The 24,999-nt window shown below is 63.9% G+C and carries 21 protein-coding genes and 2 pseudogenes; 12 read left to right on the top strand and 11 right to left on the bottom strand.

What is annotated here, in order from left to right; genetic code table 11:
• Positions 1-100: 100 nt before the first annotated feature.
• Together AC0L2B_RS06005 and AC0L2B_RS06000 are read right to left on the bottom strand one after the other, a co-directional pair.
• Positions 101-1,480, bottom strand: a complete 1,380-nt coding sequence (locus tag AC0L2B_RS06005; RefSeq protein ID WP_473744579.1) for an MFS transporter — start codon at positions 1,478-1,480, stop codon at positions 101-103.
• Between the two features lie 91 nt (positions 1,481-1,571).
• Entirely contained in the window at positions 1,572-6,380 is a 4,809-nt protein-coding gene (locus tag AC0L2B_RS06000) for an NAD-glutamate dehydrogenase (RefSeq protein WP_473744578.1), read from the bottom strand.
• A gap of 136 nt (positions 6,381-6,516) precedes the next feature.
• Between AC0L2B_RS06000 and AC0L2B_RS05995 the strand changes: the two are divergent.
• A pseudogene (locus AC0L2B_RS05995) lies at positions 6,517-6,684 on the top strand (peroxidase-related enzyme); the annotation flags it as partial.
• Between the two features lie 160 nt (positions 6,685-6,844).
• Positions 6,845-7,168 (top strand): YciI family protein, encoded by a 324-nt coding sequence (locus AC0L2B_RS05990; protein ID WP_091592503.1) that lies wholly within the window; start codon positions 6,845-6,847, stop codon positions 7,166-7,168.
• A gap of 9 nt (positions 7,169-7,177) precedes the next feature.
• Here AC0L2B_RS05990 and AC0L2B_RS05985 read toward each other — a convergent pair whose 3' ends face one another.
• A complete protein-coding gene (locus AC0L2B_RS05985) occupies positions 7,178-7,792 on the bottom strand; it encodes a LysE family translocator (RefSeq protein WP_473744577.1) in 615 nt (204 codons plus the stop codon).
• Positions 7,793-8,187: 395 nt separating this feature from the next.
• Here AC0L2B_RS05985 and AC0L2B_RS05980 point away from each other — a divergent pair, with 395 nt between their 5' ends.
• Positions 8,188-8,814: a DUF1062 domain-containing protein gene (locus AC0L2B_RS05980; RefSeq protein WP_473744576.1), complete on the top strand. Its 627-nt coding sequence runs from the start codon at positions 8,188-8,190 to the stop codon at positions 8,812-8,814.
• Positions 8,815-8,873: 59 nt separating this feature from the next.
• Here the strand turns inward: AC0L2B_RS05980 and typA are convergent, their stop codons facing one another.
• A complete protein-coding gene (gene typA / locus AC0L2B_RS05975) occupies positions 8,874-10,703 on the bottom strand; it encodes a translational GTPase TypA (RefSeq protein ID WP_027154593.1) in 1,830 nt (609 codons plus the stop codon).
• Between the two features lie 200 nt (positions 10,704-10,903).
• Here typA and AC0L2B_RS05970 point away from each other — a divergent pair, with 200 nt between their 5' ends.
• Positions 10,904-11,179, top strand: a complete 276-nt coding sequence (locus AC0L2B_RS05970; RefSeq protein WP_236374700.1) for a hypothetical protein — start codon at positions 10,904-10,906, stop codon at positions 11,177-11,179.
• Between the two features lie 267 nt (positions 11,180-11,446).
• Here the strand turns inward: AC0L2B_RS05970 and AC0L2B_RS05965 are convergent, their stop codons facing one another.
• Both AC0L2B_RS05965 and AC0L2B_RS05960 read right to left on the bottom strand, forming a co-directional pair.
• Positions 11,447-13,015, bottom strand: a complete 1,569-nt coding sequence (locus AC0L2B_RS05965; RefSeq protein WP_473744575.1) for an alkaline phosphatase D family protein — start codon at positions 13,013-13,015, stop codon at positions 11,447-11,449.
• 276 nt (positions 13,016-13,291) lie between these two features.
• Positions 13,292-14,575 carry an MFS transporter gene (locus AC0L2B_RS05960; protein WP_473744574.1) on the bottom strand — a complete coding sequence of 428 codons (1,284 nt, stop codon included), beginning with the start codon at positions 14,573-14,575 and terminating at the stop codon, positions 13,292-13,294.
• Positions 14,576-14,656: 81 nt separating this feature from the next.
• Between AC0L2B_RS05960 and AC0L2B_RS05955 the strand changes: the two genes are divergently transcribed.
• Positions 14,657-15,256: a TetR/AcrR family transcriptional regulator gene (locus tag AC0L2B_RS05955; RefSeq protein WP_473744573.1), complete on the top strand. Its 600-nt coding sequence runs from the start codon at positions 14,657-14,659 to the stop codon at positions 15,254-15,256.
• A 45-nt stretch (positions 15,257-15,301) separates the two neighbouring features.
• On the top strand, positions 15,302-15,895 hold the full coding sequence (locus AC0L2B_RS05950) for a hypothetical protein (RefSeq protein ID WP_473512384.1): 594 nt from the start codon (positions 15,302-15,304) through the stop codon (positions 15,893-15,895).
• A 245-nt stretch (positions 15,896-16,140) separates the two neighbouring features.
• Here AC0L2B_RS05950 and ppa read toward each other — a convergent pair whose 3' ends face one another.
• The 5 genes and pseudogenes from ppa to AC0L2B_RS05925 form a co-directional block, all read right to left on the bottom strand.
• The gene (gene ppa, locus AC0L2B_RS05945) at positions 16,141-16,674 is read right to left on the bottom strand and encodes an inorganic diphosphatase (protein ID WP_023800478.1); all 534 of its coding nucleotides are present in this window, start codon (positions 16,672-16,674) and stop codon (positions 16,141-16,143) included.
• Between the two features lie 112 nt (positions 16,675-16,786).
• Positions 16,787-17,293 carry a GNAT family N-acetyltransferase gene (locus tag AC0L2B_RS05940; protein ID WP_023800479.1) on the bottom strand — a complete coding sequence of 169 codons (507 nt, stop codon included), beginning with the start codon at positions 17,291-17,293 and terminating at the stop codon, positions 16,787-16,789.
• A gap of 116 nt (positions 17,294-17,409) precedes the next feature.
• Complete coding sequence (locus AC0L2B_RS05935) at positions 17,410-18,048, bottom strand: TPM domain-containing protein (protein ID WP_128181374.1); 639 nt, start codon at positions 18,046-18,048, stop codon at positions 17,410-17,412.
• A gap of 8 nt (positions 18,049-18,056) precedes the next feature.
• Positions 18,057-18,884 carry a TPM domain-containing protein gene (locus tag AC0L2B_RS05930; RefSeq protein ID WP_473744572.1) on the bottom strand — a complete coding sequence of 276 codons (828 nt, stop codon included), beginning with the start codon at positions 18,882-18,884 and terminating at the stop codon, positions 18,057-18,059.
• Positions 18,880-19,509: pseudogene (locus AC0L2B_RS05925) on the bottom strand (LemA family protein); the annotation flags it as partial. The gene AC0L2B_RS05930 and the pseudogene AC0L2B_RS05925, both read right to left, overlap by 5 nt.
• A gap of 160 nt (positions 19,510-19,669) precedes the next feature.
• Here AC0L2B_RS05925 and AC0L2B_RS05920 point away from each other — a divergent pair.
• From AC0L2B_RS05920 to AC0L2B_RS05895, 6 genes are all read left to right on the top strand, one after another.
• A complete protein-coding gene (locus tag AC0L2B_RS05920) occupies positions 19,670-19,912 on the top strand; it encodes a hypothetical protein (protein WP_128248090.1) in 243 nt (80 codons plus the stop codon).
• A 7-nt stretch (positions 19,913-19,919) separates the two neighbouring features.
• The gene (pdxY, locus tag AC0L2B_RS05915) at positions 19,920-20,804 is read left to right on the top strand and encodes a pyridoxal kinase PdxY (RefSeq protein ID WP_473744571.1); all 885 of its coding nucleotides are present in this window, start codon (positions 19,920-19,922) and stop codon (positions 20,802-20,804) included.
• On the top strand, positions 20,801-21,577 hold the full coding sequence (locus tag AC0L2B_RS05910; RefSeq protein ID WP_473744570.1) for a DUF429 domain-containing protein: 777 nt from the start codon (positions 20,801-20,803) through the stop codon (positions 21,575-21,577). Before pdxY ends, AC0L2B_RS05910 begins: the two co-directional genes overlap by 4 nt.
• 154 nt (positions 21,578-21,731) lie before the next feature.
• On the top strand, positions 21,732-22,376 hold the full coding sequence (locus AC0L2B_RS05905; protein WP_473744569.1) for a carbonic anhydrase: 645 nt from the start codon (positions 21,732-21,734) through the stop codon (positions 22,374-22,376).
• A 9-nt stretch (positions 22,377-22,385) separates the two neighbouring features.
• Positions 22,386-22,796, top strand: a complete 411-nt coding sequence (locus AC0L2B_RS05900; protein WP_473744568.1) for a nuclear transport factor 2 family protein — start codon at positions 22,386-22,388, stop codon at positions 22,794-22,796.
• Positions 22,797-22,910: 114 nt separating this feature from the next.
• The gene (locus AC0L2B_RS05895; protein WP_473744567.1) at positions 22,911-24,965 is read left to right on the top strand and encodes a M3 family metallopeptidase; all 2,055 of its coding nucleotides are present in this window, start codon (positions 22,911-22,913) and stop codon (positions 24,963-24,965) included.
• Positions 24,966-24,999: the final 34 nt, after the last annotated feature.

Raw genomic sequence — 24,999 nt, 5'->3', positions numbered from 1 at the left:
AATGCCCTTGCTCGATAGGATGGCAAACTGTTCGCGATGTCCTCGCACACCTGTTCGCGATGTCTCCGGTCCAAACAAAGGGGAGAAGGAAAGAGCAGCTCTACTCCGCCGGCGGATTATCCGCCGGATACGGCGTGCGGATCAGGATCGCCAGGCCGACGCCGAGGAATAGCACGATTGCCGCCATGCCTAGCCGCGACGAGCCGCTGGCCAAGGTGATTGTGGCCACCAGGAATGGCGCAGCAAAACTGGTCGCCCTGCCGGCCAGCGCATAGATGCCGAAATAGCGGCCCGATTCGGCCGCGGTGACGCTGCGCGCCATGTAGGAGCGCGACGATGCCTGCACCGGCCCGAAGCCAAGCCCGATCAGCAGACCAAAGAAGATGTAGGCTTTTTCCGCCGGCGTACCGAACAATCCGCCGTTGTCGGCTCCGGGCAGCATCCAGGCACCGAACAGCGTGTAGCCCGGCCCGGTCGAGACGATGCCGATCGTGGCGAGGCTGAGCAGGACAAGCGCAATCATCACTATGGTCTTGGAGCCGAGCGCCAAGTCGAGGCGTGCGGCAACCAGGCAGCCGACGATGGCGACGACGTTGAGGATGATGCCGAACAGGCCGATCTCGGTGATTGACCAGTGGAACATCGCCGCCGCAAAGGCACCGCCCAGCGCAAGCAACGCATTGACGCCGTCCTGATAGATCATACGGGCGACGAGGAAGCGGAAGATGCCGCTGCGTTTGCGTATTTCGCCCAGCGTCGATTTCAGTTCCGACAGTCCCTCGCGCACCGCCGGTCCAAGCGGAATGCCCTTCACCGCATCCGGTGTGAAAAAGAACATTGGCAGGATGAACAGCAAATACCAGGCCGCCGAGAGGGGTCCGGTGGCGCGCGCGTCCTCGCCGAGCTTCGGGTCGAGGCCGAAGAGCGGGTCGAGGCCGACGATCGTCTTGCCGGTTTCCGGCGAACTGGCCATGAAGGCGACGACAAAGATCAGCGCAATGATCCCGCCGAGATAGCCGAGCCCCCATGCCATGTTCGAGATTCGGCCGATTTCGCTCTTCGGCACCAGGCGCGGCATCATCGAATCATTGAACACGGTCGAGAATTCCGCCGCGACCGAAGCCAGCGAGAAGAACAGCACGACCAGGAAAAGGTTCGAACCGGGAGCAGCGAACCATAGCAGGCAAAGACTGGTGATCTTGACCGCGGCGAAGAGTGCGATCCACGGTTTTCGCGGGCCGGTCTGGTCGGCGATCGAGCCGAGGATCGGCGATAGCACGGCAATGGCCAGACCCGCCGCGGCGATGCCGTAACCCCATGCCGCCTGGCCCGTTTCCGGATCGCTCGCCATGCGCGAGACGAAGTAGGGACCGAAGATGAAGGTGGTGATGACAGTGAAGAACGGCTGTGCTGCCCAGTCGAACAGCATCCATCCCCAGATGCCGCGTTCCGGCGCTCGCTGCACTGCTGTTTCGGCCATATGCCCTCCCACGAACGGCGCCCCACGTGGGGCACCGTTTCGCTCTATAGCGCAGTTCCTGCCGGCAATCGCGCGCGATGTGGAAGACTTCTCACAGCGCCGTCAGGTCGCTGATCAGCCCCGATGCCACCGACAGCCGCGACACGGTGATGTCGCCGCCCTCGGTCAGCGCCTGCAGCCGCTCGCGGATGCGCCCGACCCTCTCGCCGCCGGCCTCCAGCCATGCCGCCACCGGGTCCGCCGCCCCGGCATGGCCGGTGAGCGCCGCCACGGCGATGCCGCGCCTGGCTGCGCCGATCGTGTCGGTGGCGCGGAAAAGCGCCAATTGATCGTAGTAGTCGGACGGCGCGATCGAGCGCGCCGCATCCTCGACGCGCGGAATGCGGAAGGCATCGCTGACCGCGAAAAACGCCTTCGCGGCGGCGATGATGTCGGCATTCGCCGTTCGGGCCGTCAGCGCGATGTCAGGCACGACGCCGGCGACATCGATCAGCGCCAGATGTTCTGCCAGCTGTTCGGGCGCGCCGCCCTTGGCCAGACCATGCCGCCGCTCCTCTATCCGCTCACGCGAGAAGGCCGGAAGCAGCGAAGGGAGCTTCGGCTCCAGTGCCTTGCGGGCGTTCTGCAATTCGGCGATCCGTTGGCCCAGCGGAGCGGTGCTGGTATCGTTCTTGAGATACCAGCCGCTGGCGACATAGGTAAGCCGACTGACGGCTTGATAAAGGTCGAGCTGCACCTGTCCGTCGATCTGGTTGTCGAGCGCGTCGATCTGGCGATAGAGCGTCGGCAAGCCAAAGCCGTCGCGCACCACAGCGAAGGTCCGGACCACGTCGGTCGTGCTGCGGCCGGTTGCTTCCTGCAGCCTGTTGACGAAGGGTGGGCCGCCGCGATTGACCAGATCATTGGCGACGACACGGGCGATGATTTCGCCGCGCAGGCGATGGCCATGGATTTCGGCCGCGAATTTCTTCGTCATACGGTCCGGAAAATAGCCCATCAGGTCACGGTCGAAATGCGGATCGTCCGGCACGTCGCTGGCGACGATGTCGGAAAACAGCACGATCTTGGCATAGGCCAGCAGCACGCCGAGCTCGGCCCTGGTCAGCGGCTCGCCGCGCGCCTCGCGCTCGGCAAGGGCTGCCGGCGACGGCAGCGCTTCGACATTGCGGTCGAGCAGGCCGCGCGCCTCGAGCGATGCCATGAAACGGCTCTGATGGGCGATATCGGCAAGGCCGCGCTTGCGGGCAAGGGACAGCGCCAGCGTCTGCTCGTAATTGTTGGACAGCACCAGCGCGCTCACCTCGTCGGTCATTTCGGCGAGAAGCTTGTTGCGCGCGGGGCGGGTCAGCGCCCCCTTGCGCATGGCGGAAGCCAGCGCGATCTTGATGTTGACCTCGACGTCGGAGCAGTTGACGCCGCCCGAATTGTCGATGGCGTCGGAATTGCAGCGCCCGCCATTCAGCCCGAACTCGATGCGGGCCCGCTGCGTCGCGCCAAGATTGGCGCCCTCGCCGAGGACCTTGGCGCGCACTTCGAGCGCAGTCACCCGAATAGCATCGTTGGCGCGATCGCCGGCGTCCTGGTTGGTTTCCGTCGATGCCCTGAGATAGGTGCCGATGCCGCCGAACCACAAAAGGTCGACCGGCGCCTTGAGGATGGCGCTCATGATCTCGACCGGCGAGGCGGTCGTCTTGCCGAGGCCGATCGCCGCGGCCGCGGCCGGCGGCAGGGTGATCGATTTCTGGCTGCGCGAGACGATGATGCCGCCTTCGGACAGTTTTGTCTTGTCGTAGTCCTGCCAGCTCGAACGGGCGAGGGCGAACATGCGCCGGCGCTCGGCCATCGAAACCGCCATGTCGGGAGCGGGATCGATGAAGATGTCGCGATGGTCGAAAGCGGCGATCAGCCGGGTCTGCTCGGACAAAAGCATGCCGTTGCCGAACACGTCGCCCGACATGTCGCCGACGCCGACAACGGTGAAGGGCGTGGTCTGGATGTCGCGGTTCATCTCGCGGAAATGCCGCTTGACCGCTTCCCAGGCGCCCTTGGCCGTGATGCCCATCTTCTTGTGGTCGTAGCCGGCCGAGCCGCCGCTGGCGAAGGCGTCGTCGAGCCAGAAGCCATGCTTCTCGCTGATGGCATTGGCGGTGTCGGAGAAGGTCGCCGTGCCCTTGTCGGCGGCGACGACGAAATAGGGATCGTCCTGGTCACGCCTGATCACACCGGCCGGCGGAATGACGCCGTCGAGGCCAATATTGTCGGTGATCGACAACAGGCTGGAGACGTAATTCTTGTAGGCGGACGCGCCGGCTTCGAAGATGGCGTCGCGGCCGGCGCCCATCGGCAGCTTCTTCGGATAGAAACCGCCCTTGGCGCCAACCGGCACGATCACCGCATTCTTGACCTGCTGCGCCTTGACCAAACCGAGCACCTCGGTGCGGTAGTCCTGGGCGCGGTCCGACCAGCGCAGGCCGCCGCGGGCGACCGGGCCGAAGCGCAGATGCACGCCCTCGACCTCGGAGCCGTAGACGAAGATTTCCCGCCACGGCCGCGGCGCCGGCAGGCCGTCGACCGCTTGCGAGTCGAGCTTGATCGCCAGCGACTGGCCCTTCTCCTTCAGATCGGGAACGAAATGATTGGTGCGCAGCGAGGCTTCTATCAGATTGAGGTAGCGACGGATGATGGTGTCGTCGTCGATGTTGGGAACCTCTTCCAGCGCATCCCTGATCTTGGCCTTGAGGTGCCTGGCCGCGACCGCCCCTTCCGTCTGCGCCGTCGGTCCGAGGCGGGCGACGAACAGCTCATGCAGGCCACGCGCGATCTCCGGATAGCGGTTGAGCGCGGCGGCAATGAAATCCTGGCTTTGCGGGATGCCGGCCTGCTGCAGATAGCGGCCGTAGGCGCGCAGGATGGAAACCTCGCCTGACCACAGGCCGGCGGTCTGGGCAAGGCCGTTATAGCCGTCATTGTCGATATCGCCGCGCCAGACGGAAAGGAACGCGTCTTCGAACAGCGCGCCGCGGTCGCCAAGGTCGATTGGCTTGCCGTAGCTGTTTTCGAGTTCCATGTCGTGGATGAAGACCATGCCCGGCTGATCACTATTGATCATGCCGGAAGCCTCGTCCCCGACCTCGAAGGTGCGCTCGCTGATCACGCGGAAACCGATGTTCTCCAGCACCGGCACCCGCCGCGACAGCGCCACCGGGCTGCCATGGTGATAGATCTTCAGCGCCGCCTGATGCGGTTCCTGGTTGGCATGACGATAGTAGTCGATGGCGATCGGATTGGCCGCGCTGATCCTGGCGATGCGACCAGCATCGGCCAACGCCTCCGCCGGCGAGAAGCTGTCGCGATAGCTTCCCGAGAAGCGCGAGGCGATCGCCGTGAGCGCCGCGTCGGCGCCGGTCTCTTCGGCGGTCTCGCGCAGAATGTCGTCCCAGGTCCGCACGATGGCGCGGATCGCAGCCTCGATCGTCGCCTGGTCGACCTTCGGCGTCCTGCCGCCGGAACGGCCGATGATGAAGTGGACACGAGCCAGCCCGCCTTCCGGGAAGGCCGGGTAGTAGGCCGAAAGCCGGCCCTGGAACATCGTCTTCAGATAGGTGCCGATCTTCTCGCGCACGACGCTGTCGTAGCGGTCGCGCGGCACGAAAACGAGGATCGAGACGAAACGGTCGAACTGATCGGCGCGCACCAGCGCCCTGACGCGCGGCCGCTCGATCAGCCCCAGAATGGCTTCGGCATGCTTGCGCAGGATCGGCACCGGAACCTGGAACAGCTCGTCGCGCGGATAGCTCTCCAACACGTTGATCAGTGCCTTGCCGGAGTGATCTTCAGGGTTGAAACCGGATTTGGCGATGATGGTTTCGGCTTTCGACCTGAGATAGGGGATCTTCATCACCGAGCGTGTGTAGGCAGTCGAGGTGAACAGGCCGACAATGCGCAGCTCGCCGGCAAGCACGCCCTTGGCGGTGTAGGTCTTGACGCCGATGTAATCGAGATAGATGCGGCGGTGCACCGACGATTTGGCATTGGCCTTGGTGACGATCAGCGGTTCCGGCCCGTGCAGGAAGGCGCGGATTTCCGGCGTCGTCGACACCGCTTCGGTGCCGCGCCGCAGCACCAGCACGTCGGGATCGGAGAGGATGCCGAGGCCGGGCTTTTCGGTGCGCTCCAGGGTGCCGCTCTTCTCGCCGCCGGTATATTTGAACTCGCGCATGCCGAGGAAGGTGAAATTGTCGTCGCGCAGCCATTCGAGGAGGGCGATCGCTTCGGTGACGTTGGCCTTGTCGAGCGGCACCGGAGCGTAGCGGAACTCGGAGATTGCCTGGTCGAGGCGGGCCAGCATCGGCTTCCAGTCGGTGACGGCGGCGCGCACCTGGCCCAATATTTTCTTCAGCCGGTCAGCCAATGCCTCGGCCTGCTCGGACGAAAGACGGCCGATATGGACGTGGATGACGCTCAGCCGTTCATGACTGTGATCGCCCTTGGCGAAGCCGCCATCGCCGAGGATTTCGTCGACGCCGCTCTTGCCGTGCCTGACGACGATGACCGGATGGGTAACCAGCAGCGGTTCGCCGGCGCTCTCGGTGATCTCGCCGAGGATGGAATCGAACAGGAACGGCATGTTGTCGTTGACGACGGTGATCACCGTCATCGGCCTGCCCTGGCGCACGACACCGGAATCAACCTCTATGGCGACGACGCAATCGCCCTTCTTGTGCCTGGCGACGGCGCGTCCGGCGAGATCGGCGGCGCGTTCGAGGGCGGTGACCACATAGGCGGCGACATCTTCGGCCGGCGCACGGGCCAGCAGGTAATCGGCAAGCCTGCCGGGTTTCTCGCCGCCCTTGGCCGTGCTTATCTTTTTCAACTGGCTTGCAGATTTCAGGCCGGCCATGTCGCTAAAACCCTCCCGTCATATGTTTTGCGACTATGGTAGCAGATGACCGATATTTGGCGACAAAGGTTTGACCGCTTGCGACGAAATGTCGGGATTTGCCGGTGGGTCACCGAAAATGAGGAGAAAATCCGCCATAAAAAACAAAATCATCGCACTTGACCTCGCGCCTGCGGAACTGAGCGAAGCGACGAAAGCCTATTTCGCCAAATGCGAGGAGAAGCTCGGGCTCGTTCCCAATGTGCTTTTGGCCTACGCTTTCGACGAGACGAAGCTGCGCGTCTTCACCGACATACCAGGCGATGGCGCGGTGAGAGCATGGCGGTTGCGAGCCAACAGGACCTCACATTAGTGATTCGCATTCTCGTTGCTTGTTTTTCGGTTTGGTCCGATGATCGCCATGCGGCGTGACCGCATGTCGGTTCGACGCCCGCCGATCAACGGCAAGATCAACGGAGGAGAACATGGCGAAATTTCTCTATGTCTATCACGGCTCCGGCAAGATGCCGACCGACGAGGCCGAACGGCAAGCGGCGATGGATGCCTGGAACGGCTGGTACGGCAAGCTTGGCTCGGCCGTGGTCGACGGTGGCAATCCGGTCGGCATGTCGAAGACCGTGCTGCCCGGCGGCAAGGTCGAGAACAATGGCGGCAGCAATCCGACCGCCGGTTACACAATCATCGAAGCGAACGACATCGACGATGCCGTCGCCAAGGCCAAGGATTGTCCTATCCTGAAGGACCCGGGTTTCAGCGTCGAGATCGCGCCGATCATCGAAATGGGCTGACGCACCGGCTCAGGATCGAGCCGCGATCGCCGCCGCGGCACCGGCCATGGTGGTGGCGCTGACGCGGTTGGCGATCTTCATCGCCCGCTTGCTCTTCAAGAGTTTTCGCGCCTGCGCCGCCGCCAGCACCCAGGCCAGATCGATGGCGACCAGAACCACGGCCATGGTCAGCGTCAGCTCGATCCAGCCGACCACCGTCACCGAGGCGAGATCGATGATGGTCGGCAGCAGCGCCAGGTAGAACATCATGATCTTGGGATTGCCAAGCGTCACCGCCATGCCGGCAAAGAACAGTTTGACGGCCGATTCCTCGCGCGGCATCTCGCCCTCGCGCGCCTCGACCGGGGCCGTCCACATCTTCCAGGCGAGGTAGGCGAGATAGGCGACGCCGAGCCATTTCAGCACGACAAAGGCGAGATGGAAGGTCTGCGCCACCACCGCCAGCCCGAACACCGCCAGCGACAGCCAGATGGCCTCGCCGATCCACATGGCGAGCAGGAATGGAAACACGTCGCGAAAGCCCTTTGCGATAACCCGCGCCACCAAGGCGGCAATCGAGGGGCCGGGCGAGCCCGCGGCGACGAAAAGGGCGGCGGCGAAGATCAAAAGCGAGGTGACGTGCATGACCGGGATCTTTGCTCGATACGTTGATCGCTCGATTGTAGCGCAAGTGTCCCACCTGCGGTAGCACCGATCAAGGAAGAGGCTTGCCGGCTCGATACCTCGCGGCTAGAAGTTTCGTCCCGACACAATTTCGAGCTTCACTTTGCCTACGTAACCGCCGGTCTCGTCAACTCCCCCGACACAATGCATGGCGCCGCATTCGCAGCGCCTGTTTCTTATCATGTGTTCCTCAGGGTGGCGGTTCGAGACCGGTTTGGCACTGCTGAACCGCTGTCGCGTTTTACCACCCGCGACATCTGATTCCCGACCACCGCAGCCTCTCGCCACGCCGTGCCCGCATGGGCATCTCGACATCGCCGATCTGACGAACTTCCCGACGGGAAGGGCTTTTCGGCATGTCTTCGATACTGCGTATCCGCTGGACGATTGCACCCAAAACCGCACCTCGACCGCACATCAACTGCAACCGCTGCGGCGGCCTGAAGCCGTACCACTGCAGCGGGAAATTCCGCGTCAACGCCAACGGCAAACGCATCGACGCGTGGCTGATCTATCGCTGCGTCGATTGCGACAATTCCTGGAATTTCGGCATTCTGGAGCGGTGCAACCGCCGCGACATCGGGTCTGCGCTGCTGCAGGCACTCGAAAGCAACGACCCGGCCCTGGCGCGGCGCCATGCCTTCGATGTTGTCGCACTGCGAAGCAGGGTCGGGCGTGTCGAGGAGTTTCCTGAAGCCGCCGTCCACAAGCAGGTGCTCGGCGACGGGCCGGAAAACACCACCGCTCTCGAACTCCAGCTCGGGCTCGAAATGCCGACAGCGCTGCGGCTCGACCGGTTGCTCGCCGGTGAACTCGGCATCTCGCGATCGCGGCTCCAGGCCTGGGACGCGAAGAGACTGCTGGTCGTTGATCCAGATGGGGCCAAAGCCTTGCGCAAGCCGGCTCGAGCGGGAACGGTGATGCGCATCGATCTGGCCGGCGAGCCAGATCGGGACGATATCATTTCGGCTGCAGATGGCTAAGGTAAAATGGGAGGGAGCACGCGCGTGCTCCCTCCCTCACAATCGCTGACAAGAATGGCCTACGCCGCGCCGACCACTTTCGCCGATTTCTCAAAACGCTTGCGCTCGTTCGGGTCGAGGTAGAGCTTGCGCAGACGAATGGTCTTCGGCGTCACTTCGACCAGCTCGTCGTCCTGGATCCAGGCCAGCGCGCGTTCCAGCGTCATGCGGATCGGCGGCGTCAGCTTCACCGCCTCATCCTTGCCGGCGGCGCGGATATTGGTCAGCTTCTTGCCCTTCAGCACGTTCACTTCGAGGTCGTTGTCGCGTGAATGGATGCCGATGATCATGCCCTGATAGACCTTGACGCCCGGATCGATGACCATCGGGCCGCGGTCTTCCAGGTTCCACATCGCATAGGCCACCGACTCGCCCTGCTCGTTGGAGATCAGCACGCCGTTGGTGCGGCCCGGCAGCTCACCCTTGTAAGGCTCGTAGGCATGGAACAGCCGGTTCATGACGGCGGTGCCGCGGGTGTCGGTCAGCAGTTCCGACTGGTAGCCGATCAGGCCGCGCGTCGGCGCGTGGAAGACGATGCGCTGGCGGTTGCCGCCTGACGGGCGCAATTCGACCATCTCGGCCTTGCGCTCCGACATTTTTTGCACGACGACGCCGGCATGCTCTTCGTCGACGTCGATGACGACTTCCTCGACCGGCTCGAGCAACTCGCCGTTCTCGCCCTTCTGCATGACGACGCGCGGCCGCGACACGGCAATCTCGAACCCTTCGCGGCGCATCGTCTCGATCAGCACGGCAAGCTGCAATTCGCCGCGGCCGGAGACGAAAAACGAATCCTTGTCAGGCGATTCCTCGATTTTCAGCGCGACATTGCCTTCGGCCTCGCGCAGCAGGCGGTCGCGGATGACGCGGCTGGTCACCTTGTCGCCCTCGGTGCCGGCCAGCGGGCTATCGTTGACGAGGAACGACATCGTCACGGTCGGCGGATCGATCGGCTGCGCATGCAGCGGCTCGGTCACCGACAGGTCGCAGAACGTGTCGGCGACGGTGCCCTTCGACAGGCCGGCGATGGCGACGATGTCACCCGCCTGCGCCTCGTCGATCGGCTGGCGCTCGAGGCCGCGGAAAGCGAGGATCTTCGAGATGCGGCCGGTTTCGACCTGGGTGCCGTCATGATGCAGCACCTTGACCGCCTGGTTGGACTTCAGCGTGCCGGATTCGATGCGGCCGGTGATGATGCGGCCAAGGAACGGATTGGCTTCCAGGATGGTGCCGATCATGCGGAACGGGCCGGGGTGGACGGTCGGCGCCGGCACATGCTTGATGACGAGGTCGAACAGCGGCGCCAGGCCCTGGTCCTTCGGACCCTCGGGGTTTTCCGACACCCAGCCGTCGCGGCCCGAACCGTAAAGGATCGGGAAGTCGAGCTGCTCGTCGGTGGCGTCGAGCGCTGCAAACAGGTCGAACACTTCGTTGACCACCTCGACGTGGCGGGCGTCCGGCCGGTCGATCTTGTTGATGACGACGATCGGCTTCAATCCGACCTTGAGCGCCTTGCCGACGACGAATTTTGTCTGCGGCATCGGCCCTTCGGCTGCGTCGACCAGCACGATGGCTGAATCCACCATCGACAGGATACGCTCGACTTCACCGCCGAAATCGGCGTGGCCGGGGGTGTCGACGATGTTGATGCGGGTGTCCTTCCAGTCGACCGAGGTCGCCTTGGCCAGGATGGTGATGCCGCGTTCCTTTTCGAGGTCGTTCGAATCCATGGCGCGTTCGGCAACGCGCTGGTTGTCGCGGAACGATCCCGACTGTTTCAGGAGCTGGTCGACGAGGGTGGTTTTCCCATGGTCGACGTGCGCGATGATCGCGATATTACGAATTTTCATGTTGTGGTCTCGGGAGCGTTGCAGGCAGCAGGCCAAAAGGCGCTGCCTCTTTCGGTTGGGCGGCTCATACAGGGTTTTTCGCAATTGCGAAAGAGGAGGCGTGCCACCAAATACATGGTCACCAAATCTTAAGTGTCTTGGTGTGAAATTGAATTATTAACCAAAGCGGAACCTTTCACGGTCGGGACAGTTCAAATTTCATGAGCAAAACGGGCATCAGATACCGGCCAATCCTTGCATGGGCTGCGCTCGCCGTTCTGCTTGCGGCAGGCGTGGCACAGTCGGCCGCGACGTCGAAGGAGCCTGCCCTGCCGTCCGACACCCGAACGGCGGAGCAGTTGTTTGCCGACGCTCCCGATGGCGTCGACCCGGTGGTGACCGGGCCGGTCAGCGCCGCCTTCAAGCAAAGGCAGGAGGCCGCCAACTGCGACAGCGCTGTTTGGCCCAATATTCCGACCGTTTGCTATCCGGATTAGGACTGCTTTCCGCACATTGTCGGAAAGGTCGGATCGACCCTTCCTGAAGTTTTGCCAACGCCGGCGCAGCCCCTCATCCGCCTGCCGGCACCTTCTCCCCGTAAACGGGGAGAAGCCCGCTGCGCTAAATGTCGGCTCTGCAATGTTCGCGATTAGCGAAATCTTCGATGCGGACCACTTTCTCCCCGTTTACGGGGAGAAATGCCCGGCAGGGCAATGAGGGGCAGCGCGACGTCACCCAGGATTGATACAAAGTGACCCAGCCCCTCACGCCGAATGCACCGGGTCGAGCGTGACCTTGTAGAGTTCATTGTCGTCGCGATCCATCAGCCGCACCGTCATCTGTTCAGTGGCGCCATCGATGTCGACGAGGCCGAAGAACTGCAGGCCGGCCGAGGGTGGCAGGTTCTGCCCCTGCTCGGCGGTTGGCGCCTTGATGAATTTCAGCTCCGGGCCGAAGGTCATGTCGAAATCATTGGGTCCATAGGTGCCGGCATGGAGCGGACCCGAGACGAATTCCCAGAACGGATTGAAGTCCTGGAACTGCGCCTTGTCGGGATTGTAGTAATGCGCCGCCGTGTAGTGCACGTCGGCGGTCAGCCAGACGGTGTTGGTGATGCCGGCATTCTTTATGTAGCGAAGGAGGTCGGCAATTTCCAGTTCGCGGCCCTTGGCCGGGCCATTGTCGCCATTGCTGACGGCCTCGGCGCCGGCCTTGTTGGTGGCGTCGTTCCAGACGACGAGACCAAGCGGCATGTCGGCGGCGATGATTTTCCAGGTCGCGTTGGAGTTTGCCAGTTCGCGCTTCAGCCATTTCATCTGCTGTTCGCCGAGGACACGCGACTGCGGCGTCATCGTATCCTGCATGCCAGTACCGTTGGCGCCGCGATATGAGCGCATGTCGAGGAAGAACACTTCGAGCAGCGGCCCGTAGGCGATCTTGCGATAGACGCGGCCCGGTTCCGACGGCTCGTAGCGGATCGTCGTCATCTCGTGGAAGGCGCGTGCCGCGCGTGCCGCCAGCACATGGATGTTTTTTTCCGAGTAGCGGTCGTCGGCGCTCAGGTCCTTCGAATCCGACCAGTTGTTGACCACCTCGTGGTCGTCCCACTGGTAGAAGGTCGGGCAGATGGCGTTGAGCCCCAGCACGTTCCTGTCCATCATGTTGTACTTCCACTGGCCGCGGTACTCGTCCAGCGTCTCGGCAACCTTGCGCTTTTCGTCGATGAGGACCTTGTTCTTCCACTTGCTGCCGCCGGGAAGCTCGACCTCGTCCTTCATCGGGCCGTCGGCATAGATGGTGTCGCCGGAATGCAGGAAGAAGTCGGGCGTATGCTTGCCGATCGTGGCGTAGGTCTTCATGCCGGTGTCGTCGATGCCCCAGCCCTGGCCGGCGGTATCGCCCGACCAGGCGAAGCGGATGTCGCGTTTCGAGGCCGGCGCCGTGCGGAAGCGGCCGACGATCGGCTCGGAGACGGCGTTGATGTCGGCAAGATCGGCCGCGACCATGCGGTAGAAGATGTCCTGGTCGGAGGTGAGGTCGGTGAGCAGCCGCTTTACCGTGTAGTCGCTGGCCGGCGACGTATCGAGCGGCGCAAGGCGCAAGGGATTGGCGAAATTCTCCGTCGACGAGACTTCGAACATGACGCGCGAAGGGCGGTCGGTCCGCGTCCACACCACGCCGCTGGTTGCGTCGACATCGCCCGACTGGATGCCATGGGTGAAGGCGGGCCGCTGATTGGCGCGCGAATAATAGGGAAGCGCGAGGCCCGATACGCCGACGAGGCCGGCGGCGCTCGCCGACGTGACAAAAGCGCGGCGCGAAATCTTGTTCATGGCTGTCTCCTGGATGGCTTAAACGTCGCCGCCAAGGTCCCGCCTCAATGTTTCACGCACATCTCGAAACCATGAAGGTTTCTGACGATCAACAGGCTGGCGAATCTCCCCCCTCGAGGGGGAGATTCGCCGAAGGCGACAGAGGGGGTCGTGTCGCGTGGAGCGCCAACCTCCTGCGTCTGCGATAAGGGGCCGAGCCCGGTCGGACCGACCCCTCTGGCCGCTTCGCGGCCATCTCCCCCTCAAGGGGGGAGATTAGCGCTCGGCAGTCACAGCTCAAGCCGCCTGCGGGTTCGGCTCGAAGGCCGGACGGCTGGTGTTGATCAACAGCGAGATGCAGGCTGCGGCTATTGCCGTCATGCCGGCGATGAGGAAGGCAAGTTCGTAATTGCCCTGCAATTCACGCATGGTGCCGCCGAAGAAGGCGGCCGCCGCTGCACCCACCTGATGGCCGGCGACGATCCAGCCGAAGACGATCGGCCCGCTGCGGTCGCCGAACGCCTCGTTCGACAGCCTGAGCGTCGGCGGCACGGTGGCGATCCAGTCCAATCCGTAGAGCACGGCGAAGATGATCAAGCTGGTCGACGAAAAGCCGGAATAAGGCAGATAGATCAGCGACAGGCCGCGGATGCCATAATAGACGCCGAGCAGCTTGCGCGGGTCGAAACGGTCGGTGAGCCAACCCGACAGCGTCGTGCCGATCAGGTCGAAGATGCCCATCAGCGACAGCAGGCCGGCGGCTTGCACCTGGCCGATGCCCATGTCGCCGCAAAACGCGATCAGGTGCGTTCCGACCAGTCCGTTGGTGGTGAAGCCACAAATGAAGAAAGTGGCGAACAGATACCAGAACACCCGCGTGCCGGCGGCACGACGCAGCGTGCTGAGTGTGTGCATGAGGAAATTGCCCTGCGAGGCCGGCGGAACCGGCGGCACGTCGTCGACGTCCGCGCCGTAGCGCACCATGCCGATTGAGGACGGCCGTTCCGGCACCAGCAGCCAGACCAGCGGCACCAGGCAGGCGGTGGCCACCGCAATGGCGATGGCGACAGGCTTCCAGCCGCCCGACTGGGCGAGCGCGGCGAGCAACGGCAGGAACACCAGCAGGCCGGTGGCGGCGGAGGCCGACATCAGCCCCATCACCAGGCCGCGATTGGTCTTGAACCAGCGATTGACGATGGTGGCGCCGAGCACCGTGGCGACCGCGCCGGAACCGACGCCGGAGAATACGCCCCAGGTGAGAAGCAGGTGCCAGGGCTGGGTCATCAACAGGCTGAGCGCCGTCGAGCCCGACATCAGCACCAGCGACGCCAGCAGCGTGCGGCGCAGCCCGATCCGTTCCATCAGTGCCGCGGCAAACGGCCCGGTCAGGCCGTAGAGGAAGATGCCGATGGCCGCGGCGAGCGAGACGACATCGCGCCGCCAGCCGAAACTCTCCTCCAGCGGCAGCATCATGACGGCCGGCGCCGACCGCAGGCCCGCCGCGATCAGCAGGCACAGGAAAATGACGGCGACCACGACGAAAGCATAGCGCTGGCCAAACGGGCGGGATCGAGCTATCATGTTACTGACCGGTACGTTGCAATGCATGGGAGCATACGTACCGATCGGTAACATTGTCAAGCAGGCAACGGCACGTCCTAGATGAAAAGCATTGAACCAGCGATCAAAGCGGATGAACGGCCCCGCGCGGGCGAAAAAATCCTTCGCGTTGCCCGCGACCTGTTCTACCGGCAAGGCATCAGGGCGATCGGCGTCGACGAGATCGTGCGGCGCGCCGGCGTCACCAAGCCCAGCCTCTATCGCAGCTTTCCGTCCAAGGACGAATTGGCCGCGTCCTATCTGCGGCAATACGACCTCGAGTTCTGGGCCCGCTTCGACGCGGCGGTGGCTGCCCATCCTGGCGATCCGCGCGCGCAGATCGCCGCCTTCCTGACCCGCATCGGCAAACGCACGCAAAAACCCGACTATCGCGGCTGCGGCATGACCAATGCGGCCGTCGAATATCCCGAACGTGGCCACCCGGCCCGGGTGGTGAGTGAGGCCAACAAGCAGGAATTGCGCCGACGCCTGCGCGCCATGGCGGAGGCGATGAGTGCCGGCGACGCCGATACGCTGGGCGACGGGCTGCTGCTTCTGATCGAAGGCGCCTATATCAGCGGCCAGTTGTTCGGGGCCGGCGGACCGGCGAAGTCTGTGGCCCGCAATGCCGACCTGCTGATAGAAGCGAGCTTGAAGAAATAGCGATTAACGATACCGTGCGGCAGCCCCGAAACGGAGTAGCCCGCGATGCGTGCTCTTTTGCTGATCCCGCTTGCCCTTGCCGGCCTCTGCCAGCCGGCCCGGGCCGGCGACATTTCCAGCGCCTACACCGATCTCGACTGGAAGAAGGACTGCGTGACCTACGCGCAAGCGGAGGAAGGCGACGGCGACTGGGCCAGTCTCGCCTGTTCGGGCTATCGCGGCTACCCGGTGCTGATCGCCTACGACGACGCCCGCGAATCGCTGTTTTATGGTTTTCCGCCCAGCGACATGACCGCAGTCTGGGAAAGTTTTGTCGCCTTTAACACGGCCGCATCCAAACTCGAGTGGCGCATCGAGACGAACGGCGATCGCGCCGTCCCGTTTGCGGTCATCCATCGGCGCTCGATCAGCAATCCCGAGGTGGAGAACAAGCCGACCGACGTGCTGATCGTCGCCAAGGTCGGCCAACCGGAGACCTATGAAGGCTGCACCGTCGGCCTGGTGCTGGCCACCGGCAACCCCGGCGCCAACGACCAGGCCCGCAAGCTCGCCGACGAGAAGGCGCGGACCTTTGCCTGCGGCAAGGACAAGCGCGTGGTTATCGGCAACGCGCCCGCTTTCGGCCGCGTCGATAATTAGGAGCGCGTGGCATTGAAAAGTAACGTCGGTCAGCGCTGCCCCTCATTGCCCTGCCGGGCATTTCTCCCCGTATAGTGACGGGGAGAAAGACGCAGCCAATAAATGGTTTCGCCAATTACCAGCGTTGCTGAATGGGCGCCAAGGTCGAGGTCAGCGGGCTTCTCCCCGTTCACGGGGAGAAGGTGCCGGCAGGCGGAAGGGGGCGGCGCTACGCCAGCAGTTTGCTCGCAACTTCAGGCGTTCGGCTACTTGCTTGCCTTGGCCCGTTCGATCGCCTCGACGATCATCTTCTTGGCGTAGGCGGCGTCATGCCAGCCCTCGATCTTGACCCATTTGCCGGGTTCGAGATCCTTGTAGTGCTCGAAGAAGTGCTGCACCTGCTGGCGGGTGATGTCGGGCAGGTGCGTGTATTCGGTGACGTTCTCGTAGCGCAGCGTCAGCTTGGGCGACGGCACCGCAATGATCTTTTCGTCCAGGCCGGAATTGTCCTCCATCACCAGCACGCCGATCGGCCGCACATTGATGACGCAGCCCGGCACCAGCGCGCGCGTGTTGCAGACCAGCACGTCGATCGGGTCGCCGTCACCCGACAGCGTGTGCGGCACGAAGCCGTAATTGCCGGGGTAGCGCATCGAGGTGTGCAGGAAGCGGTCGACGAACAGCGTGCCGGCCTCCTTGTCCATCTCGTACTTGATCGGCTCGCCGCCGATCGGCACCTCGATGATGACGTTGATGTCCTCCGGCGGGTTCTTTCCGATGGCGATGGCTTCGATACGCATGGCTTTTGTCCCTCTTTCGATTGGAAACCGATAGCGGGCAGCGGCGCATGGTGCAATGCGGCGAATGGTACTGAAATCGGCTGAGGGTGCTGGCGAGAGGCGTGTCGAGCCGTCATTCCCAGACGAAGGCGACCTTCTTCAGAGCCTTCTGCTCGAAAACCTCGACTCCCTCGGCGACGTCGCGGCCGCCGGCGCCGGCATAGAAGGTGAGCGCGTTCTGGTTGTCCTCCAGCGCCCACACCACCATGCCTTTCAGCCCGTGGTCTGCCAGTCGCGCCCGTGCTGCCGAGAATAGCCGGCTGCCGAGCCCGATGCCCTGATATTCCGGGCGCACGTAAAGTTCGTAGATCTCGCCCTGCTGCTTGAGCTCGCGGGCGCGGTTCTTGCCGATCGTGGCGTAGCCGGCGACCTTGCCGCCGATCTCGACAACCAGGACGGTGGCGGCGCGGCGGATGGCGTTCGCCCACCAGTCGGCGCCGCGGCGGTTGATCATCGATGTCAGCGTGCGATGCGGGATAATGCCGGAGTAGGCGCCGCGCCAGGCCAGCAGGTGCACGTCGGCGATGGCGCTTGCGTCGCGCGGCTCGGCTTTCCTGATGTCGATGCTCAACGTCTTCATGATTGGTTAACCATAAACCCGCATCGCCCGAATGCAAGAGTCCGGTCAGCGGCTCCCAAGCTTTCGCACAGACGATAGACGTGCCGTTGAGTGCTGAAAAAACCGTTCGTAGCGACTCAGATTTCGACCAGATGATCGTCGAGTTCGTTGCTGTCGCCGGAAGAAACCGGGAAATGCTCGGCCAGCACCGCAGCCGTCGCTTCGATCGCCTTGATGAAGCCGTCGGCGAGACGATCGTCGCGGGCATGCGCGGTAAGGTCGCGGACGACGCCGTCCCAGACATGCTGGCCGACGCGGCTGTCGATGCCGCTGTCGGCGATCACTTCGGCGTAGTGCTCGGCAATCGAAACGAACACCAGCACGCCGGTGCGCGCCGTGGTGCGGTGGACGTTGCGGGCGAGGAACTGCTTTATCGCATTGGCGTGTGCGGCCTGGTAACGCAGCCGTCTCGGCACCAGGTGGATGCGCAAGCCGGGCAGCGCCCACAACAGCACAAGCATCGAGGCCATCGCCAGAAGCTGGGCGATGACGAAATGCGGCACGCGGATCGACAGCCACCACGCTTCCAGCCCGTAGCTGACGGCGAGGCTGACGACGAGCATCGCCAGCGTCGCCATGAAGGCCGCCGGAAAGAAATAGCCGTCGCTGGCATAGGCGACCACGCAGTAGATTTCGCCGTCGGTCTTCGATTCGGCGACGCGGATCGCTTTGGCGATGCGGTCATGATCCTCGGGGCTGATCGGTCGAGTTGCCATGTCGTGTCTCACCAGCTTCCTGAAGATCCGCCGCCACCGGACGAGCCGCCGCCGCCCGAAAACCCGCCACCGCCTGAGCCGCCTCCGCCCGACGACCAGCCGCCCCCGCCGGACCACCAGCCGCCAGAAGATTGCCGGCCCGGCTCGAAAATCATGCCCAGCCAGCGATAGCGACCGGGGCCGATCTTCCGGCCGAAGATCGGCGGCAGGATGGAGGCGGCGATGCTGCCGAAGAAGATGATCGCCCAGATGCTTATGAAGATCGCAAAGAACAGATCGTCGGTGTTGAACGGCGGCTGCTGGTTGCGGGTCCCGCGCGCTTCCAGCTCTTCCGGATTGCCTTCCAGCACCATGACCATGTCGTCGACGGCCTTCATTATGCCGCCGGAGAAATCGCCGGCGCGGAAGGCCGGCACCATGTCGTTTTCGATGATCAGCCTGGTGTGCAGGTCGGTCAGCGTGCCTTCCAGCCCGTAGCCGACCTCGATGCGCATCTTGCGGTCGTCTTTGGCGACCAGCAAAAGCACGCCATTGTCCTCGCCGGCCTGGCCGAGCTTCCAGGCGCGGAACAGCCGGTTGGCGTAGGGCTCGATTTCCTCGCCGTCGAGGCCAGGAAGCGTCGCGACGACGATCTGGTCAGAGCTCTCGGCCTCGAAATCCGCAAGCTTGCGGGTCAGCGCCGCTTCGGTTGCGGCATCGATGATGCCGGCATCGTCGACGACCCGCCCGGTCAGGGCAGGCAATTCGGCGGCAAGGGTGGCGAGGGGGAGGAAGAGGGCTAAGTAGAGAAGGGCTAGAGCAACCGGCAGGAATGCAAGGCTGGCGTTCCGTCCCACCCTGCTGCGTGCCGAAATCGACCTTCGGCGTCTGCATCTTGTCTTCCTCGATGGTGAAATTGGCGAATGGCTGATTGTCGCGGAACCACAGGGTCGCCCAAATCACCGACGGGAAGGTCCGCAGCGTCAGATTATACTCCCGCACCGCCTCGATATAGTCGCGGCGGGCGACCGAGATGCGGTTCTCGGTGCCTTCGAGCTGCGCCTGCAGCGCCAGAAAATTCTGGTTGGCCTTGAGGTCGGGATAATTCTCCACCACTGCCAGCAACCGCGACAGCGCGCTGGTCAGGCCGGCTTGACTATCCTGGAATCTCTTGACCGCTTCCGGATCGCTCAGCGTCTCGGGCGTCACCGTCACCTGCGTCGCCTTGGCGCGCGCCTCGACCACGGCATCGAGCGTCTCCTTCTCATGCGCCGCATAGCCCTTGACCGTCTCGACCAGGTTGGGAATGAGATCGGCGCGGCGCTGGTACTGGTTCAGCACCTGGCTCCATGCGGCCTTGGCGTTTTCCTCCGCCGTCGGAATTGTGTTGTAGCCGCAGCCGGCCAGCAGCGGCAGCACGATCGCCATCATCAGCAAGGCTGGCAGGTTGCGGAAGACGAAAGGGGAGGAAAGGGCAGGCATGGAAAATCCCTCAACAGACTGACGGGCGAAGCATTACCACAATCCGCGCGCAAGAACATGACCTCAACCTGGGGCGCTGCTGGTGCTTTACCATTCACTGTCAGGCCCTGTAACTGGCCGGGCGAACAGGTTAAAGTCGCTGCGAAAACAGGGCATAGCCATGGCGGGACGCCAGGACAGCGACGACGAATCGCGCCGCATCATCGAGCGCGTGGCAAGTGAAACCGACCCGGCCTCGTCCGTTGCGCGGACGGCCAAGGGCGCGCGCGATGACGTCACTGCTGCAGACGCCGACCGGGCGGACCCGATCGAATATTGGGGCACGCGCATCGGCCGGGCGCTGGGGCTCATTGTCGGCATTGGCCTGTTGATCTGGCTCGTGCTTTTCATCATCCAGGGTTAGGAACCTCGTGAGCACCGAAGAACCCGAGGCGCCGCGCGCGGTCATCGTCATTTCCAGCCATGTCGCGCGCGGCTCGGTCGGCAACCGCGCCGCGGTCTTTGCGCTGGAGACGCTGGGCTTTCCGGTGTGGGCGGTGCCGACCGTCATCCTGCCCTGGCATCCGGGCCATGGACGGGCGACGCGCATCGTGCCGCCGCTCGATCAATTCAGGGCGCTGATGGCCGATCTCGAGCGCGCGCCGTGGCTGGGCGAGGTCGGCGCGGTGCTGTCCGGCTATCTCGGCGAAGGCGGCCAGGCCGACGCCGTCGCCTCGCTGGTCGGCGCGGTCAAGGCGAAGACGCCGGACGCCGTCTATATCTGCGACCCGGTGATGGGCGATTCGGGCGGGCTCTATGTGCCGGAGACGACCGCCACCGCGATGCGCGACCGGCTGATGCCGATTGCCGACATCGCCACGCCCAACCGCTACGAGCTGGAATGGATGGCGGGAGCGCCGCTGCCCGACCTCAAAGCGGTGATGGCGGCCGCCCTTCAGGCCGGGCCGTCGACCATGCTGGTCACGTCGGCGCCGGCGATGATGGCCGGCGGCACCGGCAATCTGCTGCTCAACGGCAACCAGGCGCTGCTCGCCGAGCATCGCCTCATCGATAAGCCGCCCAATGGCCTCGGCGACCTGACGGCGGCCGTCTATCTGGCGCGCATCCTGTCCGGCCAGCCGGCCATTAGGGCACTGCAGTCGACCACGGCGGCGGTCTACGAGATCCTGGCGCGCACCGCCAAGCGCGGCGGCGACGAATTGCAGCTCGAAACCGATGCACAGAGCCTGTCGCACCCGATGGCGATGGTGCAGCTTCGCCATCTCCTGCATCCGGGGCGGGACAAAAGAGCGTGACTGTCGTCGGCGTCGATGGCTGCAAGGCCGGCTGGATCGCCGTTCGCCGCGATCCCGGTTCGACACCTCGTAACCCGGGCGCAGCCCCCTCGGTAGCCGTTTTTCCAAGCTTCGCAGCACTGCTCGACGCATTGCCGGCCGAGGCGACAGTCGCCGTCGACATGCCGATCGGCCTGCCCGATGTTTCACAAAAGGGCGGCCGCGGGCCCGAATCGCTGGTGCGGCCGCTGCTCGGCAACAGGCAATCGAGTGTCTTCGCCATCCCCTCGCGTGCGGCGCTTTATGCGCATACGGACGGCTTCACTACGATCGAGGCCTGGCATGCCGCGCATCGCCAGGCAAGCGAAGTGGCCAAGGCGACCTCCAATCCGCCGCGCGGCGTCTCGATCCAGGCTTTTGGCATCTTTGCCAAGATCCGCGAGGTCGATGCCGTTCTGATCGCGCGTCCCGAACTGCGCCGCCGCGTCTTCGAATCGCATCCGGAAGTCGCCTTCTGCCGGCTGAACGAAGACCAGGCGATGCACCTGCCGAAGAAGATCAAGGGCGCCGTCAACCCGGCCGGCATGGCGGAACGCAAGGCGCTGCTTTGCCGGCACGGTTATGTCAGGGGCTTTCTCGACCGGACGCCGCCGCCAGGCGCTGCTGCAGACGACTTTCTCGACGCCGCAGCGATGATGCTGATCGCCGGCCGCATCGCCAGCGGCGAGGCACGGCCATTTCCGGATCCGCCGCTCGCCGACCGATTTGGCATCCCTGTGGCGATCTGGGCATGAATTTCTTGGTCCCGTCCATCGGCGAGGCAATCGCATTGGCGAATGGCAACCACGTCCTTCGCGATTCAGCATTGCTCGCGACCGGCTTTTGCCGCTAGAGCCTTCCTGACCCAAAGAGCTGCCGCCTAACCCGGAAAGGCTCCAGACGCCGCCAATGCCTCATCTCCCAGACCATCTGCTCACCGGCTACCGCAATTTCATGAGTGGCCGCTATCTCGCCGAAAGCGGACGCTATCGCTCGCTTGCTCGCGAGGGCCAGGCCCCCGAAACGATGATCATTGCTTGCTGCGACTCGCGCGCGGCTCCCGAGGCGATTTTTGACGCTGGCCCTGGCGAACTCTTCGTGCTGCGCAATGTCGGCAATCTGGTGCCGCCCTATGCGCCCGACGACCAGTTCCACTCGACCTCGGCTGCGCTCGAGTTCGCGGTGCAGAGCCTCAAGGTCAAGAACATCGTGGTGATGGGCCATGGCCGCTGCGGCGGCATCCGCGCAGCACTCGACAGTACGGCAGCGCCCTTGTCGCCCGGCGACTTCATCGGCAAGTGGATGAGCCTGATTGCGCCGGCCGCCGAGACCGTGTCGTCCAGCACCTTCATGACGGCGACCGAGCGGCAGACCGCGCTCGAGCGCATTTCGATCCGCTATTCGATCGCCAATCTCAGGACCTTTCCCTGCGTCTCGATCCTGGAAGGCAAGGAACGGCTGTCGCTGCACGGCGCCTGGTTCGACATCTCGACCGGCGAACTCTGGGTGATGAACAAGGACACCGGCGACTTCGAGCGGCCGGAGATGACGTAGGAGGGTTGCATGGCATGCCGTTCGATCGCTTTGGCCGCAGCGGCGCTGCTGTTTTCAGTCATATCCGCCCGCGCCGACGACGGTGCGCTCATCGGCCGCTGGTATGCGGCGCTGCTGGTCGCCGATCGCACGGAATTATCGGATCTGCTTGCCGACGACGTCCGGATAAAACTCGACGATCTCGGCGTCGTCCAGACCAAGCAGGAATTCATCGCCTCCATCGACAACTGGGAGGGCGCGGTCGCCGGGGCTGAAATCCGGCATCGGATCGAGAAGACCGAGGGTGGCGTCACCACTGTGATCGCCTGTTATGATTTCCCCAATAACGACGTGCTGATGCAGGAAACCTTCGCGATCGCCGACAACCGCATCACTGCCAGCTCGCAGGCGGCGATCGCAGAAAACTGCGATAGCTACTGACCAGCCGCGATATTGCGTGCGGCAAGCCGGCGCCTTACATCGGTGACGATCCGCCTCATCCCGCCACGCAGCGAAAGCCCCTCACTTAGCGAAAGCCCCTCACTTAACGGAAGAATGCCCATGCCGTCCGCCGTCGACCTCGCCACCCATCCGCTGACCACCTGGCAAGGGCCTCTCGGCCTGCCCGATTTCACCCGCATCGGCGACGGCGATTTTTCCGGGGTTTTCGATGCGGCATTGACGGCGCACGAGGCCGAGATCGAGGCGATATCAGGCAATGCCGAGACCCCGACCATCGAGAATACGCTTGCAGCGCTCGAGCTTGGCGGCGAGGCGCTCGACCATGTCTCGTCGATCTTCTGGTGCCGGGCCGGCGCCCACACCAACGAGGCGATCCAGGCGCTTGAGCGCGACATCTCGCCAAAGATGTCGCGGCATTTCTCGGCGATCTCGATGAACGAGAGGCTGTTTGCCCGCATCGACGAGCTCTACCAGCGCCGCGACGCCCTGAAACTCGATGCCGAAACGCTGCGGGTGCTGGAAAAGACCTGGAAAAATTTCGTCCGTTCCGGCGCCAGGCTCGACGCTAAGGGCAAGAAGCGGCTGGCGGCGATCAATGAGGAGCTGTCGTCGCTCGGCACGAATTTCGGCCAGAACCTGCTTGCCGACGAGCGCGACTGGGCGCTGTTCCTCGACGAAGCCGACCTTGCCGGCCTGCCGGAATTCCTGAAAAGCGCGATGGCGGAGGCCGCCGAGATGCGCGGCCAGAAGGGCCGCTATGCCGTCACCCTGTCGCGCTCGATCTACGAGCCGTTCTCGACCTTCTCCGAGCGCCGTGACCTGCGCGAGATCGCCTTCCGCGCCTTCACCATGCGCGGCCAGAACGGCGGCGCCACCGACAACACCGCCGTGGTGCGCGATATGCTGCGCCTGCGCGCCGAAAAGGCGACGCTGCTAGGCTACGCTTCCTACGCCGCGCTGAAGCTCGACGACACCATGGCAAAGACGCCCGAGGCGGTGCATACGCTGCTCGACCCGGTCTGGGGAAAGGCGGTGGAAAAGGCCGCAAGCGATCAGGTCGAATTGCAGCGGCTGGCAGCCGAGGCCGGCAGCAACGAAGAATTCGCCGCCTGGGACTGGCGCTTCTATCAGGAGAAGCTGCGCGCCGAGAAATTCGCCTTCGACGAGGCCGAGCTGAAGCCCTATCTGCAGCTCGACCGCATCATCGACGCCTGTTTCGACGTGGCGACAAAATTGTTCGGCATCAGCTTCGAGGAGAAGCAAGGCATCGCCACCTGGCACCCGGACGCGCGCGTTTTTATCGTCAGGAATGCCGACGGCAGCGAGCGCGGGCTGTTCCTGGCCGACTATTTCGCGCGGCCGTCAAAGCGCTCCGGCGCCTGGATGAGCGCGCTGAAATCCGGCTACAAGCTTGGCGATGGTTCCAGGCCGGTGATCTACAACATCATGAATTTCGCCAAGCCGCCGGAGGGCGAGGCAGCGCTTTTGTCGGTCGATGAGGCCAAAACCCTGTTCCACGAATTCGGTCATGCCCTGCATGGCATGCTGACCGAGGTCACCTGGCCATCGGTCGCGGGCACCTCGGTTAGCCGCGATTTCGTCGAACTGCCCTCGCAACTCTACGAGCACTGGCTGACGGTGCCGGCGGTGCTGGAAAAGCATGCGCTGCACGTGAAGACCGGCAAACCGATGCCGAAGGCGCTGGTCGACAAGATGCTGGCGGCGCGCACCTTCGGCGCCGGCTTCGCCACGGTCGAGTTCACCGCCTCAGCACTGATCGACATGGCCTACCACGCGCGGCCGGATGCGCCGGAGGAGCCGCTTCGTTTCGAAGCCGAAACGCTCGAGAAGCTCAACATGCCCGACACCATCGCCATGCGCCACCGCACCCCGCATTTCGGCCACATCTTTGCCGGTGACGGCTATTCGGCCGGCTACTATTCCTACATGTGGTCGGAGGTCCTCGACGCCGACGCCTTCGCCGCCTTCGAGGAGACGGGCGACCTGTTCAATCCGGCGTTGGCCGAGCGGCTCAGGAAAAACATCTATGCCGCCGGCGGTTCCAAGGACCCGGAAGAGCTCTACACCGCCTTCCGCGGCAAGATGCCGTCGCCCGAAGCGATGATGGCCAAGCGCGGGCTGGTGTAGAGCGAGGGCCAACGGAGGACCAATCGCCAACCTC

The sequence above is a fragment of the Mesorhizobium sp. WSM4815 genome (genome assembly GCF_055811575.1).
Note: the sequence above shows the minus strand (reverse complement) of the source record. Positions and strands in the feature narration are given on the sequence as shown.

What these genes read in the sequence shown, in the direction of transcription:
- AC0L2B_RS05965 (WP_473744575.1), bottom strand. Translation starts at nt 13,015, where the DNA reads ATGAACAAGATTTCGCGCCGCGCTTTTGTCACGTCGGCGAGCGCCGCC.
- AC0L2B_RS05905 (WP_473744569.1), top strand. Translation starts at nt 21,732, where the DNA reads ATGCCTCATCTCCCAGACCATCTGCTCACCGGCTACCGCAATTTCATG.
- AC0L2B_RS05920 (WP_128248090.1), top strand. Translation starts at nt 19,670, where the DNA reads ATGGCGGGACGCCAGGACAGCGACGACGAATCGCGCCGCATCATCGAG.
- AC0L2B_RS05935 (WP_128181374.1), bottom strand. Translation starts at nt 18,048, where the DNA reads ATGGCAACTCGACCGATCAGCCCCGAGGATCATGACCGCATCGCCAAA.
- AC0L2B_RS05940 (WP_023800479.1), bottom strand. Translation starts at nt 17,293, where the DNA reads ATGAAGACGTTGAGCATCGACATCAGGAAAGCCGAGCCGCGCGACGCA.
- AC0L2B_RS05895 (WP_473744567.1), top strand. Translation starts at nt 22,911, where the DNA reads ATGCCCATGCCGTCCGCCGTCGACCTCGCCACCCATCCGCTGACCACC.
- typA (WP_027154593.1), bottom strand. Translation starts at nt 10,703, where the DNA reads ATGAAAATTCGTAATATCGCGATCATCGCGCACGTCGACCATGGGAAA.
- AC0L2B_RS05990 (WP_091592503.1), top strand. Translation starts at nt 6,845, where the DNA reads ATGGCGAAATTTCTCTATGTCTATCACGGCTCCGGCAAGATGCCGACC.
- AC0L2B_RS05960 (WP_473744574.1), bottom strand. Translation starts at nt 14,575, where the DNA reads ATGATAGCTCGATCCCGCCCGTTTGGCCAGCGCTATGCTTTCGTCGTG.
- AC0L2B_RS05980 (WP_473744576.1), top strand. Translation starts at nt 8,188, where the DNA reads ATGTCTTCGATACTGCGTATCCGCTGGACGATTGCACCCAAAACCGCA.
- AC0L2B_RS05900 (WP_473744568.1), top strand. Translation starts at nt 22,386, where the DNA reads ATGGCATGCCGTTCGATCGCTTTGGCCGCAGCGGCGCTGCTGTTTTCA.
- AC0L2B_RS05950 (WP_473512384.1), top strand. Translation starts at nt 15,302, where the DNA reads ATGCGTGCTCTTTTGCTGATCCCGCTTGCCCTTGCCGGCCTCTGCCAG.
- ppa (WP_023800478.1), bottom strand. Translation starts at nt 16,674, where the DNA reads ATGCGTATCGAAGCCATCGCCATCGGAAAGAACCCGCCGGAGGACATC.
- AC0L2B_RS05985 (WP_473744577.1), bottom strand. Translation starts at nt 7,792, where the DNA reads ATGCACGTCACCTCGCTTTTGATCTTCGCCGCCGCCCTTTTCGTCGCC.
- AC0L2B_RS06005 (WP_473744579.1), bottom strand. Translation starts at nt 1,480, where the DNA reads ATGGCCGAAACAGCAGTGCAGCGAGCGCCGGAACGCGGCATCTGGGGA.
- AC0L2B_RS05955 (WP_473744573.1), top strand. Translation starts at nt 14,657, where the DNA reads ATGAAAAGCATTGAACCAGCGATCAAAGCGGATGAACGGCCCCGCGCG.
- AC0L2B_RS05970 (WP_236374700.1), top strand. Translation starts at nt 10,904, where the DNA reads ATGAGCAAAACGGGCATCAGATACCGGCCAATCCTTGCATGGGCTGCG.
- AC0L2B_RS06000 (WP_473744578.1), bottom strand. Translation starts at nt 6,380, where the DNA reads ATGGCCGGCCTGAAATCTGCAAGCCAGTTGAAAAAGATAAGCACGGCC.